This is a genomic window from Frateuria aurantia DSM 6220 (genome assembly GCF_000242255.2).
Classification (GTDB): Bacteria; Pseudomonadota; Gammaproteobacteria; order Xanthomonadales; family Rhodanobacteraceae; genus Frateuria; species Frateuria aurantia.
In genome coordinates this window covers 2,134,698-2,150,325 of record NC_017033.1, presented here as the reverse complement: position 1 = coordinate 2,150,325, position 15,628 = coordinate 2,134,698, and the positions used below count along the sequence as shown (strand labels likewise).

General features: G+C 63.5%; 13 protein-coding genes. 9 read left to right on the top strand and 4 right to left on the bottom strand.

Annotation, left to right across the window (positions count from 1 at the left end):
* The first annotated feature begins 35 nt into the window (after positions 1-35).
* The gene (locus FRAAU_RS10000; protein ID WP_014403410.1) at positions 36-1,283 is read left to right on the top strand and encodes a cysteine desulfurase; all 1,248 of its coding nucleotides are present in this window, start codon (positions 36-38) and stop codon (positions 1,281-1,283) included.
* A gap of 131 nt (positions 1,284-1,414) precedes the next feature.
* Positions 1,415-2,317, top strand: a complete 903-nt coding sequence (locus FRAAU_RS09995; RefSeq protein ID WP_014403409.1) for a 1-acylglycerol-3-phosphate O-acyltransferase, YihG family — start codon at positions 1,415-1,417, stop codon at positions 2,315-2,317.
* A gap of 60 nt (positions 2,318-2,377) precedes the next feature.
* Here FRAAU_RS09995 and FRAAU_RS09990 read toward each other — a convergent pair whose 3' ends face one another.
* The 3 genes from FRAAU_RS09990 to FRAAU_RS09980 form a co-directional block, all read right to left on the bottom strand.
* The gene (locus FRAAU_RS09990) at positions 2,378-3,583 is read right to left on the bottom strand and encodes an acetyl-CoA C-acyltransferase (RefSeq protein ID WP_014403408.1); all 1,206 of its coding nucleotides are present in this window, start codon (positions 3,581-3,583) and stop codon (positions 2,378-2,380) included.
* Positions 3,584-3,655: 72 nt separating this feature from the next.
* Entirely contained in the window at positions 3,656-6,025 is a 2,370-nt protein-coding gene (locus FRAAU_RS09985; protein WP_014403407.1) for a 3-hydroxyacyl-CoA dehydrogenase/enoyl-CoA hydratase family protein, read from the bottom strand.
* Positions 6,026-6,086: 61 nt separating this feature from the next.
* Entirely contained in the window at positions 6,087-6,707 is a 621-nt protein-coding gene (locus FRAAU_RS09980; RefSeq protein ID WP_014403406.1) for a TetR/AcrR family transcriptional regulator, read from the bottom strand.
* Positions 6,708-6,924: 217 nt separating this feature from the next.
* Between FRAAU_RS09980 and ndk the strand changes: the two genes are divergently transcribed.
* From ndk to der, 7 genes are all read left to right on the top strand, one after another.
* Entirely contained in the window at positions 6,925-7,350 is a 426-nt protein-coding gene (gene ndk, locus FRAAU_RS09975) for a nucleoside-diphosphate kinase (RefSeq protein WP_014403405.1), read from the top strand.
* Between the two features lie 10 nt (positions 7,351-7,360).
* Entirely contained in the window at positions 7,361-8,473 is a 1,113-nt protein-coding gene (gene rlmN / locus FRAAU_RS09970; protein WP_014403404.1) for a dual-specificity RNA methyltransferase RlmN, read from the top strand.
* Positions 8,463-9,245, top strand: coding sequence for a type IV pilus biogenesis/stability protein PilW (gene pilW / locus FRAAU_RS09965; protein ID WP_014403403.1), 783 nt, complete (start codon positions 8,463-8,465; stop codon positions 9,243-9,245). Before rlmN ends, pilW begins: the two co-directional genes overlap by 11 nt.
* A gap of 65 nt (positions 9,246-9,310) precedes the next feature.
* Positions 9,311-10,279 carry a helix-turn-helix domain-containing protein gene (locus FRAAU_RS09960; RefSeq protein WP_083841232.1) on the top strand — a complete coding sequence of 323 codons (969 nt, stop codon included), beginning with the start codon at positions 9,311-9,313 and terminating at the stop codon, positions 10,277-10,279.
* Between the two features lie 158 nt (positions 10,280-10,437).
* Positions 10,438-11,088 (top strand): YfgM family protein, encoded by a 651-nt coding sequence (locus FRAAU_RS09955; protein ID WP_014403401.1) that lies wholly within the window; start codon positions 10,438-10,440, stop codon positions 11,086-11,088.
* A complete protein-coding gene (gene bamB, locus FRAAU_RS09950) occupies positions 11,085-12,293 on the top strand; it encodes an outer membrane protein assembly factor BamB (RefSeq protein ID WP_014403400.1) in 1,209 nt (402 codons plus the stop codon). The genes FRAAU_RS09955 and bamB overlap by 4 nt, the downstream gene beginning before the upstream one ends.
* 26 nt (positions 12,294-12,319) lie before the next feature.
* The gene (gene der / locus FRAAU_RS09945) at positions 12,320-13,729 is read left to right on the top strand and encodes a ribosome biogenesis GTPase Der (protein ID WP_014403399.1); all 1,410 of its coding nucleotides are present in this window, start codon (positions 12,320-12,322) and stop codon (positions 13,727-13,729) included.
* Between the two features lie 429 nt (positions 13,730-14,158).
* Here der and FRAAU_RS09940 read toward each other — a convergent pair whose 3' ends face one another.
* Positions 14,159-15,601, bottom strand: coding sequence for an amino acid permease (locus tag FRAAU_RS09940; RefSeq protein WP_014403398.1), 1,443 nt, complete (start codon positions 15,599-15,601; stop codon positions 14,159-14,161).
* Positions 15,602-15,628: the final 27 nt, after the last annotated feature.

Genomic DNA, 15,628 nt, shown 5'->3' with positions numbered 1-15,628 from the left:
CGCCTGTCCAAGGTCATTCGAGGTAGAGACTGCCCATGAACGCACGATTCAAGATAGCCGCCGATCGTTTCGATATTGATCGGGTCCGTGCCGACTTCCCCTTGCTGCAGCGTGAAGTCCACGGCAAGCCACTGGTATATTTCGACAATGCCAACACCAGTCAGAAGCCGGCTTCGGTGATCGAGGCCGTTGACGAGCATTACCGTTTGCACAATGCCAATGTGGCCCGTGCCGTGCACGAGCTGGGCGAGGAAGCCACTGCCGCCTATGAGGGTGCGCGCGATCGATTGGCGCGCTTTATCAATGCCTCCTCCAGTCAGGAGCTGGTGCTGACCTCGGGGACCACCCAGTCGATCAATCTGGTGGCTTACAGTTTCCTGCTGCCGCGCCTCAGGCCTGGCGATGTCATTGTCACCACCGTGATGGAACATCACGCCAATATCGTGCCCTGGCAGATTGTCGCCCAGCGCAGCGGCGCCACCGTCAAGGCGGCGCCGATCAATGCGGCCGGCGAGCTCGATGTCGAGGCTTTCATTGCCCTGCTGGGTCCAGAGGTCAAGCTGGCGGCGGTGGGACATGTCTCCAATGTGCTGGGTACGGTCAATCCGGTGCGCGAGCTGGCCCGTGAATGCCGCCGTCGGGGGATTCCGCTGCTGGTCGACGGCTCCCAGGCGGTGCCGCACCGGCCAGTGGATGTGCAGTCGCTGGGCTGCGATTTCTACGCGGTTACCGGTCACAAGATGCTGGCGCCGACCGGTACAGGCCTGCTGTGGGCCCGCAAAGAGCATCTGCAGGCGATGCCGCCATTCTTCGGTGGTGGCGAGATGATCCGTGAAGTCAGCTTCGAGGGTACGACCTTTGCCGATCCGCCGCATCGCTTCGAGGCTGGCACGCCCAATATCGCCGGGTTTGCCGGCGTGACGGCCGCCATTGACTATTACGAACGTCTGGGCTTCGATGCCATTCGCTTGTGGGAGTCCGAGCTGCTGGCCTATGCCACGGAGCGCCTGCGCGAAGTGCCCGGTCTGCGCCTGTTCGGCGAGGCCGCGGACAAGGAGCCGGTGCTTTCCTTCCTTGTCGAAGGCGCACAGGCGACCGATCTGGCTACCTTGCTGGACCTGGAAGGCATTGCGGTGCGTTCGGGCCATCACTGCGCGCATCCGCTGATGGCCTATTACGGCGTGCCGGCCACGCTGCGCGCCTCGCTGGCCTTCTACAATACGCCCGAAGAAGTGGATATCTTCGTGGCGGCTCTGCAGAAGGTGCGCAAGCTGCTGCTCTGATGGCCGAGCGAGCCCGGATCATGCCTCTTGCCGGGCGCTGATCCGGGCCGTGACCCGGCGCGCGTCTGCCGACAGCCCTGGCAAGAGGCAGCTGGTGTATCCTTGAGCGCCCTGGTCATGACGGAAGCTTCATGTTCGCCCAGTTGCCTGCTTGGCTGCGAATTCCCCTGGTCTATTTGCTGATCGCGTTCAACACCGTCGTGCATATTCTGCTGATGGCGGTCCTGACCCTGGCCAAGATCGTAGTGCCCTTGCAGTCCTGGCGTGATCTGTGTTCGAGAGGGCTGGCGGCGATCGCCGAGAGCTGGCTGCATGTCAACAATGTGATGTTCGGGATCTTCACCCGCATCGACTGGCGGATTCGGCTGCCGCAGGATTTGCGGCCGGACCGGAACTATCTGTTGCTTTGCAATCACCAGAGCTGGGTCGACATTCCCGCGCTGCAGTATGCCCTGAATCGGAAAATACCTTTTATGCGCTTCTTTCTGAAGCAGCAGCTGATATGGGTCCCCTTGCTGGGCCAGGCCTGGTGGGCGCTGGATTTTCCGTTCATGCGGCGTTATTCGCCGGCGGTGCTGGCCAGGCGGCCGGAGCTTAAGGGGCGTGACATGGAGATTACCCGCAAGGCTTGCGAGCGTTTTCGCAGGATTCCTTCCGCGATCATGAATTTCGCCGAAGGTACCCGCTTTACCCAAGCCAAGCATGACCAGCAGCAGTCGCCTTATCGCCATCTGCTGCGCCCCAAGGCTGGCGGTACCGCCTTCGTGCTGAGTGCCATGGGCGATGTATTGCACAGCATTCTGGACATCACCATCGTTTATCCCGACGGGGTTGGCGGCATGCACGACATGATTGCCGGGCGGGTCGGCACGGTATGCGTCGACATCCGCGAGCACCCCTTGCCACAGGATATGGTGGGTGACTATCAGGGAGATCAGGCCTACCGCGAGCGTTTCCAGGCCTGGATGAATGCGCTGTGGACTGAAAAGGACGGCCGGATCGAGCAGCTGCTGGGCGAGCTCGGCCCGCGCTGAAGTCGGGGGCGGCAGCTGGAAGATCACGGCCGGAGCGCGTTGCGCTCCGGCCGTGGCACTTCAGAGCGCTTCGAAAACCCCGGCGGCACCCATGCCTGTGCCGATGCACATGGTCACCATGCCGTACTTCTGCCTGCGTCGACGCAGGCCGTGCACGAGCGTGGCCGTGCGGATGGCGCCGGTCGCGCCCAGCGGGTGGCCGAGTGCGATGGCGCCGCCCAGCGGGTTGACCTTGCCCGGATCCAGGCCCAGATCCTGGATGACCGCCAGTGACTGGGCCGCAAAGGCCTCGTTCAGCTCGATCCAGTCCAGCTGATCCTGGCTCAGATCGACCTGTTTCAGCACGCGGGGAATCGCCTCCTTGGGGCCGATGCCCATGACTTCCGGCGGCACACCGGCCACGGCATAGCCGACGAAGCGGGCCAGTGGCTGCAGGTTGTAACGCTTGATCGCGCTTTCGCTGGCCAGCAGGATCGCGGCCGCGCCATCCGAGGTCTGCGAGGAGTTGCCGGCGGTGACCGAGCCGCCGAACTGGCCGTTGCGGAATACAGTGCGCAGCTTGCCCAGCACCTCGGCCGAGCTGCCGGCACGCGGGCCTTCATCGGTGTCGACCAGACGACTGTCCTCGATGATCCGGCCGCTGGCCAGATCGGGGAAATGGTTGTTCAAGGCATAGGGGCTGATTTCGTCCTTGAACTCGCCGGCAGCGATGGCGGCGAGGGCCTTGTCGTGGCTGGCGGCCGCGAACCGGTCCTGGGCTTCGCGACTGATTTTCCAATGTTTGGCGACGTTTTCGGCGGTGATGCCCATGCCGTAGGCGATGCCGACATGTTCGTTGCTGAAGATGGACGGGTTCATCGCCACCTTGTTGCCCATCATCGGTACCGCACTCATGCTCTCGGTGCCGCCGGCCAGCATCAGATCGGCCTCGCCCAGACGGATCCGGTCCGCCGCCATCGCCACGGCCTGCAGCCCGGAAGAACAGAAGCGATTGACGGTGACGCCGGGCACGGCATCGGGCAGGCCGGCCAGCAGCACGCCGATGCGGGCGATGTTCATGCCTTGCTCGGCCTCGGGCATGGCGCAGCCGATGATGGCATCACCGATCAGGGCCGGATCGATGCCGGGCGCCTGGGCGATGACCTGGCGGATGACGTGGGCCAGAAGATCATCTGGCCGGGTATGACGAAACACGCCACGCGGTGCCTTGCCGACCGGAGTCCGGGTGGCGGCGACGATATAGGCGTCCTGGACTTGCTTGCTCATGATCCAAATCCTTTGTCGTTTGACGAAGAGGGTCCGGCGCGCCGCGACCTGGGCGGCGCGCACGGGACGCCATCAGTTCCGCAGCGGCTTGCCGGTGGTCAGGGTGTGGGCGATGCGGGCCTGGGTCTTTTCGGTGCGGCCAAGCGCCACGAAGTGCTTGCGCTCCAGTGCCAGAAGCCAGGCTTCATCGACCAGCGAGCCTTTTTCGATGGGGCCGCCGCACAGCACGTCGGCAATCCGTCCGGCGATCTCGGCGTCATGTTCCGAAACGAAATAGCCGGCCTGCATGTTCACCAGCTGGGCCTTGAAATTGGCCCAGCCCGTGGCGCCGGCGACCGGAATGGCATGGGCGGGCAGGGGCGGACGCCAGCCGCTCTCGGCCAGGGCGCCGGCGGTCTGTTTGGCCACATGCAACAGCTCGAAGCTGTTGAGCACGATGATGTCGCTGTCACGCAGCAGGCCCAGTTGTTTTGCCTCGAAAGCGCTGGCCGAGACCTTGGCCATGGCCACGGTCTCGAAGACCCGCTTGAGGCCTTCGAAGGGATCTTCCGGGAACTGGCGGGCCGCCCGCAGGGCGAACTCCTTCAGGCCGGATCCGGCCGGCAGCAGGCCGACGCCGGCCTCGACCAGGCCGATATAGCTTTCCAGGGCGGCCACGGTGCGGGCCGAGTGCATCTGCAGTTCGCAGCCACCACCCAGGGCCAGGCCGCGTACGGCCGAAACCACCGGGATCAGCGCATGCTTGACCCGCATCGTGGTGCGCTGGAAGTTGGCCACCAGCGATTCAAAGGCTTCGAAATTGTCGGCCTTCAGCAGTCCCAGGGCACCCTTGAGATCGGCGCCGGCCGAGAAGGGTTCGCCGGTCTGCCAGATCACCATGGCCTTGAGCTGCTGCTCGGCTACATCGATGGCCTGCTGGATGCCGTTCAGGACATGGTCGTTGAAGGTGTTCATCTTGGTCTTGAACGACAGGATGCCGATGCCGTCGTCGCCCAGGGTCCACAACCGCACGCCGTCATTTTCCCAGACGGTCTGGCCGCGATCCGCCGTTTCACCGAGGACCGGATCGGGGAACAGCTGGCGCGCATAGACCGGATGGGTCGAGCGCGGCTTGTAGGCCTGATCGGCGGCACTCCAGGCGCCCTGGCCGGTGTAGACGCCGTCGCGGCCATCGCTGACCCAGGTCGGCAGAGGTACGCTGGCCAGGGTCTTGCCGGCGGCGATATCGGCTTCGATCCAGGTCGCGATCTGCTTCCAGCCGGCGGCCTGCCAGATTTCGAACGGACCTTGTTTCCAGCCGTAGCCCCAGCGGATCGCCAGATCCACATCCCGCGCGGTATCGGCGATATCGCCCAGATGCCAGGCGCAGTAATGGAACAGATCCCGGAAGGTGGCCCACAGGAACCGGGCCTGCGGATCGCTGGAGGCGTGCAGCTTGGCGAACTTCTCGGCCGGGTCCCGTATCGCCAGAATGGCGGCGACTTCGTCGGAAGCGCCCTGGCCGGACGGACGGTAGTCCTGGCTGGCCAGGTCGATCACCTGGATGTCCTTGCCCAGCTTGCGGTAGAAGCCTGCACCGGTCTTCTGGCCCAGGGCGCCCTTGTCGATCAGGGCCTGCAGCCATACCGGCACTTGGTAGCTGGCGTACCACGGATCGTCCTTGAGCGACTCCAGGGTCTTGATGACATGGGCCATGGTATCCAGGCCGACCACGTCCGCGGTGCGGTAGGTGGCGCTCTTGGGGCGGCCGATGGCCGGGCCGGTCAGCGCGTCGACCACGTCGAAGCCAAGCTGAAATTGCTGGGTGTGCTGCATGGTGGCCAGCATCGAGAACACGCCGACGCGGTTGCCGATAAAGTTCGGCGTGTCGCGGGCATAGATCACGCCTTTGCCGACCGTGCTGGTCAGGAAGGCTTCCAGACCTTCGAGCACCTTGGGATCGGTATGCGGGGTCGGAATCAGCTCGACCAGATACATATAGCGCGGCGGATTGAAGAAATGCACGCCGGTGAAACGCGCCTGCAGCGCGGCGGGCAAGGCCGAGGCCTGCTCGGTGATCGACAGGCCGGAGGTATTGCTGGCCAGAATGGCATGGTCGTTGACATGCGGCGCGATCTTTTCGTACAGCGCCAGCTTCCAGTCCATGCGCTCGGCAATGGCCTCGATCACCAGATCCACATCCTGAAGCAGGGCCAGATCTTCGTCATAATTGGCCGCGCGGATCAGGCCGGCGAACTCGGGCAGGGCCAGCGGAGCCGGCGACAGCTTTTTCAGATGCTCGATGGCCTTCTGCGAAATGCCGCTTTTGGGCCCGTCCTTGGCGCTCAGGTCGAACAGGAGGGTTTCGACACCGGCATTGGTCAGGTGGGCGGCGATCTGCGCCCCCATCACGCCTGCACCCAGCACCGCAGCCTTGCGGACACGTAACGGTATTGCGGACATTGCATTCTCCGACTGATACGAAGGGATGATAAGGCCTGACCTGCCCCTTTCCAGCGAGGGCTCAGGGATGTCGCAGGCCGGATGCCGTGAAACGCAGCAACTGCTCGACGATCTTCTCGCGATGCTGACGTTCCGGAATGTCGCTCTTGCGCTGGATCATGCCGAAGCCGGACATCGCGTGGGTCAGCGCGCCCGTCATCAGGTCGATCCGCCAATACAGGTCTTCCTTGCCCAGCTCGGGCAGCAGGCGCCCGAATTCAGCCACGAACTGGCGCATCACATGCCCGTAGTTTTCGGACAGGAAGCGTCGCAGGGTATCGTCATGCTCGGCATAGGCCCTGGCCATGACACGCATGAACACCGAGCCCTCGCCCTCGCCTGACAGCTCCACGGCCGGCCTGACGTAGGCGGCGATCACGTCCTCCAGCACGGTCTCGGGCTTGCCGGCGATCTTGTGCAGGGCCAGCAGACGACGGCCGTTGATATCATCCAGGCGGTGCCGGAAGATTTCCTCGATCAGCTGGCTTTTCGAGCCGAAATGGTAATTGACGGCGGCCAGGTTGACGCCTGCGCTGGCCGTGACCTGACGCAGCGAAGCCCCGTCGAAGCCGTGTTGAGCAAACAGCTCTTCGGCGGCGGCCAGGATGCGCTGTTTGGTCGGAATAGGGGGCGTGGAGTCCATGAAATCGGGTGCTGCTCGGCAAGTTTCAAACGTTCGTTTAAGACTACGCCCGGCCTGTTGACGAGTCAAACAGTTGTTTCAATTGTCGCTGTTGCTTGCGGATTGCGCGTAATCTGTCAAACTTTCCCGACCCTTAATCTCCCCCTCATGCACGCTGTGGTGTCATGCCGGCGGGCATGGCGGGATTTCTGTACCTTTCTGTATCGTGGAGTTAGTTATGGCGCTCGAGCGCACCCTTTCCATTATCAAACCCGACGCTGTCGCCAAGAACGTGATCGGCCAGATCTACAGCCGCTTCGAGCAGGCCGGCCTGAAGATCGTCGCTTCCAAGCTGACCCAGCTGTCTCGTGCCGAAGCCGAAGGCTTCTATGCCGTGCACGCCGAGCGTCCCTTCTTCAAGGCACTGGTTGACTTCATGATCTCCGGTCCGGTCGCCATCCAGGTGCTGGAAGGCGAGGGCGCGATTCTGAAGAACCGTGAGCTGATGGGCGCCACCAACCCGAAGGATGCGGCCGCCGGCACCATTCGCGCCGACTTCGCCGATTCCATCGACGCCAATGCCGTGCATGGTTCGGATGCCGCCGAAACCGCCGCGAATGAGATTGCGTACTTCTTCGCGGGTACGGAAATCCACTCCCGCTGAGGTAGAGCACGTGAGTCAGGTCGAAAAAGTCAATCTGCTCGACTTCGATCGCCAGGGTCTGCGCGATTATTTCGCGCAGCTCGGCGAGAAGCCGTATCGGGCAGAGCAGGTGATGAAGTGGATGTACCATCACCTGGTCTCCGATTTCGAACAGATGACGGACGTCGGCAAGGCGTTGCGTGCCAAGTTGTCGGAGGTCTGCTATGTCGGACCCCCGGCCACTCTGTTCGACAAGGGCGCCGTGGACGGCACCCACAAGTGGCTGCTGGGCATGGATGGTGGCAATGCCATCGAGACCGTCTACATCCCCGAACCGACCCGCGGCACGCTGTGCGTGTCCTCGCAGGTGGGCTGCGCCTTGAACTGCCAGTTCTGTTCCACGGCGACCCAGGGCTTCAACCGCAACCTCTCGACGGCCGAAATCATCGGGCAGGTCTGGGTGGCGGCCAAGCAGCTGGGCAACTACACCCATCAGCGTCGCCGCATCACCAATGTGGTGATGATGGGCATGGGTGAGCCGTTGGCCAATTTCGACAACGTCATCAAGGCGATGAGCCTGATGCGCGATGATCTCGGTTTCGGGCTGGCCTCCAAGCGCGTGACCTTGTCCACCGCCGGCATGGTGCCGATGATCGACAAGCTGTCCGATGCGATGGATGTGTCGCTGGCAGTCTCCCTGCATGCGGCCAATGATGAGCTGCGGACCGAGCTGGTCCCGCTCAACAAGCGCTATCCGATCGATGAACTGGTCGCCTGCTGCCAGCGCTGGCTGGCGAGACGACCGCGCACATCGATTACCTTCGAATACACCTTGATGAAGGGCATCAATGATCAGCCTTTGCATGCTCGTCAGCTGATCAAGCTGATGCGAAAGCTGCCGCAGTGCAAGGTCAATCTGATTCCCTTCAATCCGTTTCCGGGCACCCGCTACGAGCGTTCCGAGCCCGAGACCATCCGTGATTTCCAGACCCAGCTGCTGAATGCCGGCGTGCTGACCATGTTGCGCCGTACCCGCGGCGATGACATCGATGCGGCCTGCGGTCAGCTCAAGGGGCAGGTGCTGGACCGCACCCGCCGCCAGGCTGAATTTCTGCGCAGCCAGGAGCTGGCGCATGCGGATTGATCTGCGGATCATCTGTCTGTTTCTTGCCTTGGCGGGCCTGGGGGGCTGCGTCACCCATACCAGTCGTGACAACGGCCTGAAGGTGCCGACGGCTTCCGACAGTGCCGAGAATGGCGCGCGGATCCATACCGAACTGGGTCAGCGTTATATGGCCCAGGGCGATCTGGAAGGGGCGCTGGACAAGTTGAAGATCGCTCTGGGTTTCGATCCGAACTACGTGCCGGCGCATACCGTGATTGCCGTGGTCTACGAGCGTATCGGCCGGATGCCCGAAGCCGAGGCCCATTATCGCGCGGCCCTGCGGATGCAGCCGGGCAAGGGCGATCTGAACAACAATCTGGGTGCCTTCCTGTGCCGGATCAACCGGCCGGCCGAGGGGTTGCCCTATCTGTATGCCGCCCTGGCCGATCCGTTCTACCGCACGCCGGCGGTAGCATGGACCAATCGCGGCATCTGCGACACCGAGCTGGGGGCGCCGCAGGCCGCCGAGGCGGACTTCAGGCATGCCTTGGAGACCGACCCGGCGAATGCCTATGCGTTGTATCACCTGGCCCAACTGTTTTATAAAGGAAATGATCCGCTGCGTGCGGAGGCGTTTCTGCAGCGTCTGGATGGGTTGGGTCGACCCGACCCGGACATGTTGCACCTTGGTTACCTGATCGAGTTAAAGCTAGGCCATGCGGATCTGGCCAAAGGCTACGCGTCCCGTTTGCGGACGTTGTATCCCGCCTCTCCGCAGGCTCACTCCCTTGACCTTGCCGCTCAGCCATGAATTCCATCCCGCCCTGCAATGCTTCGGATTCCGCCTCGCCCACGGACGTCGCGCCTTCGCCTGTCATGTCCGATCCGGCCGTCAGCTCGCTCGGGCAGCGCCTGGCCGCAGCGCGCCAGGCCAAGGGCTGGACCATCGACCATTGCGCCGAGGCCTTGCATCTGCCGCGGGGCGTATTGCGCAAGCTGGAGGCCGATGAGCACCTGGGCATCGACTACGCGATCTATCTGCGCAGCTACATCAGCAATTACGGTCGGCTGCTGGGCTGGTCCGAAGAATCGATTCGCGCGAGCTTGCCGGAAGTGCGGACGGCACAGCCACAGCTGGTTTCGACCGGCGGCATTTCCCGCTCCCGGCATCTGCTGGAGCGTTATGCGCGCGCCGCTACCTATGTGATGTTCACTGCGGTGATCGTGGTGCCGGTGGTCTGGCTGGGTGTCAGTGGCGCGCTGGATCACAATATCAGTCATCTGGACCCGCTCGATGCAGCGCCGGTAGCCAGCTCAGCAGCCACCACCGGTGAGCCGGTGTCCAGTGCAAGCGGCTTGGCCGAAATCGAGGGCGGTGCGGCCAGGTCTCCGATGCCGCTCAATGCGCCGTCGGTCGTGGCGGGAGTTCCCGGCGCGGCCCCGGCGGCTTCGGCCCCCGCTCAGCCACTGATGGCTTCCATGATGCCGGGTCTCGATGAGCGGGCTGCGGCAGCCCCGGCGGCGCCAGTCGCGGCCGCGGGCGTCGGTACCGCCGAGGTCGGTGCAGGCAGTCACAGCCTGACCCTGACCCTGGGCCTGGCCCAGGCCAGTTGGGTCGAGGTTACCTCGGTCGATGGCAAGCGTCTTGAATATGGCTTGTTGCCTGCCGACAGCCAGCGGACTTTCCGCAGCGACCAGGGGCTGCTGGTCCGGATAGGCAATGCCAGTGGAGCCACGGTGACGCTGGACGGCCAGCCGGTGGCGCTTGACACCTATCGGCATGCGAATGTGGCCCGGTTCCGGGTGGCCGTGCAGGGTGCGTCCGCAAACGCCGCCGGATTTTAAGTGGGCGACGCCCCTGGGGGCGGACCTTTGGGGTATGCTTGTCCATTACTGTGCATCCAGCGCAGTCTGTCCCGCATCGCATGCACGGCGGGTGATGGGCGCCCAATCGGGGAGCAAGCTTCCGGGGCGTGAATTCATAGACAAGGTACGGATTTTTCATGGCGTTTGAAGCTTACGACGATCTGGAGCAGGGCGAACGCGTTCGTCAGTGGCTGCGCAGCAATGCGGCGGCCATCCTGGCCGGGCTGGTCATCGCGGTGGTGATCATCATCGGCATGGCGCAGTGGCGTCGCCATCAACAGGCCAATGCCAGCCAGGCCTCACGGGTCTATGAGCAGCTGGTCGAAGCCAGGCAGGCCGGACAGGGCGCCGCGGCCCAGGTTTACGGTGCCGCGCTGAGCCAGCACTATGCCGGCAGCGCCTATGCAGTGTTCGCTGCCTTGCAGCTGGCTCAGGAGCAAGCCTCCGCCAAGCAGTACGATCCGGCCATGACCCAGTTGCGCTGGGCCGGGGCGCATACCAAAGATGATGCGATCAAGCCATTGATCGGCCTCAGGATTGCCCAGCTGCTGCTGGCGCAAGGCAAAGCTGACGAGGCGCTGGCGCAATTGAAGGGCGTGGATGCGCCGGCCTGGGCTGGCCGCAGCGAGGAACTCCGTGGTGATGCCCTGGTCAAACTGGGGCGGACCGAGGAAGCCCGCAAGGCTTACCAGGCTTCGCTGGCTGCGCTGGATCCCGAGGTGCCTCAGCGCAATGTCATTCAGATGAAATTAGATGATCTGGCGTCAGCCGGGAAGCAGGGTGCATGAAACGTTTTTTGCCTGTTATGTTGCTGGCGACATTGGCCTTGGCCGGTTGCCATTCCTACAAGAAGGAAAACATCCATCCGCCGACACCGCTGGCCAAGGACTTCAAAGCCAGCGTGCAGGTCAAGCAGGTATGGGATGCGCGCATCGGCAAGGGCGCGGGCCTGACCGGTGTCCGACTGAGGCCGGCCTATGCTGACGGGCGTTTGTATGTAGCCAGTACCGACGGTCATATCGCGGCGCTGGACGCTGTCAGCGGCAAGACACTGTGGGAGCGCTCGACGCGCATGCGCAGCCGCCTGCTGTGGCTGGGCAGGAAGGCCACTCGCTGGCCGGACGCCTATTACTCCGGTGGGCCGGTGGTTTCCGGCGATCTGCTGGTGGTCGGAACCCTCGATGGCCATGTCTATGGCCTGGATGCCAAGACCGGTGACGAGCGCTGGCATGCCGAGCTGGCGGCCGAAGTCCTGTCTCCGCCGGCCATCGTCGGCGATCAGGTGGTCGTGCGTACCGAGGATGGTCGTGTCTACAGCCTGAATCGTGAAACCGGAGCCCGTCAGTGGGCCAACGACGGCGGCAATGTGCCGGTCCTGAGCCTGCGTGGCAATGGCGCCTTGCTGGCCGTCAATGGCGTGGTCTTCATGGGGACTGACGACGGCAAGTTGATTTCGCTGCGTCTCGACAATGGCGAGAAGCTGTGGGAGCAGCTGCTGGCCAGCGGCGAAGGTCGCACCGACATCGACCGGCTCGATGACGCCGACGGCGATGTGGTGCTGGATGGCACCACCCTTTATGCCAGTGCCTACCATGGCAATCTCTCGGCGGTGGATGGTCCTTCCGGCCGGCCGCTGTGGAGCCGTGCCTTCTCTTCCGCGACCACGCCCGTGGTCAGCAACAACATGCTCTATGCGGTCAACGATGACTCCGAGGTGTGGGCCTTCGACAAGGCCGGCGGCACCGACATGTGGCGTTCCAATGCCCTCAAATATCGTTGGCTCAGTGCCCCGGCCGTGCAGGGTGACTACACGGTGGTCGGAGATTTCCAAGGCTATGTGCACTGGTTGAAGACCAGCGACGGAAGTCTGGCCGCCAGGGAGCGCCTGTCCAAGAAGGCGATCCGGTCGCAGCCTCTGGTCGTCGGTGACATGGTCTATGTCGAGGACATCGCCGGGCACATTGCCGCTTATCGTCTGCCCAAGACGCCTTGATCGTTACCAGGAACAGCCACACCGTCATGCTTCCCGTCATCGCCCTTGTTGGGCGCCCCAACGTCGGTAAATCGACTCTTTTCAATGTGCTGACGCGAAGTCGGGATGCCCTGGTGGCTGATCTTCCTGGCGTTACCCGTGACCGTCACTACGGCGTGTGTCGGCTTGATGCGGCCCGTCCGCTGATGGTGATCGATACCGGCGGCCTGTCCGGTTCCGAGGACGGGCTGGACGGCCTGTCGGCCCGTCAGGTGCGGCTGGCGATCGAAGAATCCCAGGTCGTGGTTTTTGTCGTCGATGCCCGTGACGGTCTGCTGCCGCAGGATCGCACCATCATCAGCGAGCTGCGACGCAGCGGCAAGCCGCTCATCGTCGGTGTCAACAAGACCGACGGTCTGGATCTGGACACCGTGATGGCCGAGTTTTCGGCCTTCGGCGTGGCGGCCACCGTGCCGCTGGCCGCCGCCCATGGCCGCGGCAGCGATCTGCTGCTGGCCGATGTCTTTCCCTTGCTGCCGGCCGATGCCTATGCCGATGACGGCGGGGAGGAGATTGCCGACCCCGGTATCCGGGTGGCCATCGTCGGTCGTCCCAATGCGGGCAAGTCGACCCTGGTCAACCGTTTGCTGGGCGAGGATCGCCTGATCGTCTCGGATGTCGCCGGTACCACCCGCGATCCGATCAAGGTCACCCTGGAGCGTGACGGCAAGCAATTCACCCTGATCGACACGGCTGGCGTGCGGCGTCGTTCCAAGGTCGAGGATGCGGTCGAGAAGTTCAGCGTTATCAAGACCCTGCAGTCCATCGAGGCGGCCCAGGTGGTGGTGATGCTGGTCGATGCCCGTGAAAACCTGGCCGATCAGGATTTGACCTTGATCGGTCACACGGTTGAACAGGGCCGGGCACTGGTCATTGCGCTCAACAAATGGGATGGCATGGACGCCTATCAGCGCGACCAGTGCCAGCAGGCCCTGGCGCGCCGGCTTGCCTTTGTCGACTGGGCCAAGATCGTCTTTATTTCGGCGTTGCACGGCTCGGGCATGCGCGAGCTGATGCGTGCCGTGGTCCAGGCACACGCGGCGGCAACCAAGGAGCTCAATACCTCGGAGCTGACCCGGGCCCTGGAAAAGGCCTACGAAAGCTATCAGCCGCCACTGGTGCGCGGTCATGCCCCCAAGCTGCGCTTTGCGCATCCCGGCGGCCTCAACCCGCCCACCATCGTGCTGCATGGCACTCGGACCAAGCATATCGCGCCGTCCTATCGACGCTATCTGGAGAATTTCTTCAGGGCCCGCTTCAAGCTGCAGGGCACGCCGGTGCGGATCGACTTCCGTGAAAGCGACAATCCCTATGCCGGCAAGAAGAACGTGCTGACTGAAGGTCAGATGCGCAAACGCCAGCGGATGATTCGCGAGCTGAAGAAGCGCAAGCGCTGAGTCTCCCTGTCATCTGCCGCGATAAAAAACGCCGGGCTTGCCCGGCGTTTTTCATGCCTTGGCTTTTCTTGATTTCATGGGATCTACGCTCCGGTCGCCTGTTTCTTTATTGAATGGCCGCACGTGAGGAGCGGCTGCAGGTCAGGCATATGTCGCCGTGTGGGCAGGTCGGTCCGGCGGCCCGCGATCCTTGCCGGAAGGGCGTGCTGATCGATGCTTGCCGGCGCCGTATCGAGATAGAGTCCGCCTGGATTTCGTCAGCCCGGCGGGATGTCTGGGGCAGGTATCCCGTCATTGCGGGCGGGGTGACTTGCCCAGGGGATTTCATCTGGGATCGGGTACGCGCCCGGGCAGGTCATGCCCGGGCGTTTTTCGACAAGTCGCCTGACGCGTGGCGGCAAAATGCCGGAGGGAATGCCTCCGGCGCGTTCAGCTCTGGCTCTGGTCGCGCAACTTGCTGTGACGGAAGCCGTAACCGAAGTAGATCAGCAGGCCGATGGCGGTCCAGGCGCCCAGCAGCAGCCAGTTGCGCAGGCCCATGGTCAGCAGCAGGCCGAAGGTGGACAGCACGCCGATCGTGCAGACTACCGGCGCGCAAGGCACCCGGAACGGGCGATGCAGGTCGGGGCGTGTCCGGCGCAGGATCAGGATCCCCAGGCAGACCGCCATAAAGCCCATGATGGTACCCATCGACATCAGGTCGCCCAGGATGTCCAGTGGAAACAGGCCGCCTATCAGTGCGGCGACGACGCCGGTGATCAGGGTGTTCAGATGCGGCGTGCGGTAGCGCGGATGGATCCTGGCGAATATCGGGGGCAGCAGGCCGTCACGGGCGGTGATGAAGAATATCCGCGCCTGGCTGACGATCATCACCAGGATCACCGAAGCCAGGCCGGCGATTGCGCCGATTTCGACCACGATCCGCAGCCAGCCCAGGGCGGGGTGGCGCAGCAGGGCCGTGACCACCGGCGCATCGGTGCCCAGGCGGGTATAGCTTTCCATGCCGGTCAGCACGCCGGACATCGCGATATACAGCAGGGTGCAGATGATCAGCGAGGCCATGATGCCGAAGGGCATGTCTCGGGTCGGATTCTTTGCCTCCATCGAGGCGGTGGTCACCGCATCGAAGCCCACATAGGCGAAAAAGATCACCGAGGCGCCGCGAAAGACGCCGGTCCAGCCGTAATGATCCCCTGACCGTGGCGGGATGAATGGATGCCAGTTGGCGCTGTTGACGAAATGCCAGCCGACGAGGATCACCAGCAGTACCACGCCGACCTTGAGCGCCACGATGGCATTGTTCAGCCAGGCGGCCTCGCGGATGCCGACATAGCAGACGCCGGTCAGCAGCAGCACCACCAGCACGGCGGGCAGATTGAACCAGGCGCCGGTCAGGGCCAGATGGCCCTGGCTGAACACGATGGGCGAATTGGCCAGCTGGGAGGGGAGGCCCAGGCCGAAATGCTGCATGAAGCTGAGAAAGTAGGAGCTCCAGCTGACGGCTACGGCCGATATCGAGATGCCGTACTCCAGCACCAGATTCCAGCCGATGAACCAGGCGGCCAGTTCGCCCATGGTGGCGTAGGCGTAGGAGTAGGCGCTGCCGGCCACCGGTATCATCGAGGAGAACTCGGCATAGCACAGTGCCGAGAAGCCGCAGATGCAGCCGGCCAGCAGAAAGGACAGCACGATGGCCGGCCCGGCATGTTCGGCGGCGGCCTGCCCGGTCATCACGAAGATGCCGGTGCCGATGATCGAGCCGACGCCCAGCGCGGTCAGTGCCCATGGCCCCAGAATGCGCTTCAAGCCGCTGTTGGCATTTTCCTGGTTCTGGATATCGACGCCACGGATGGCAAACAGCTTGTCGAGCATGTGTTCGGATCTTCCTGGTGGCGTACG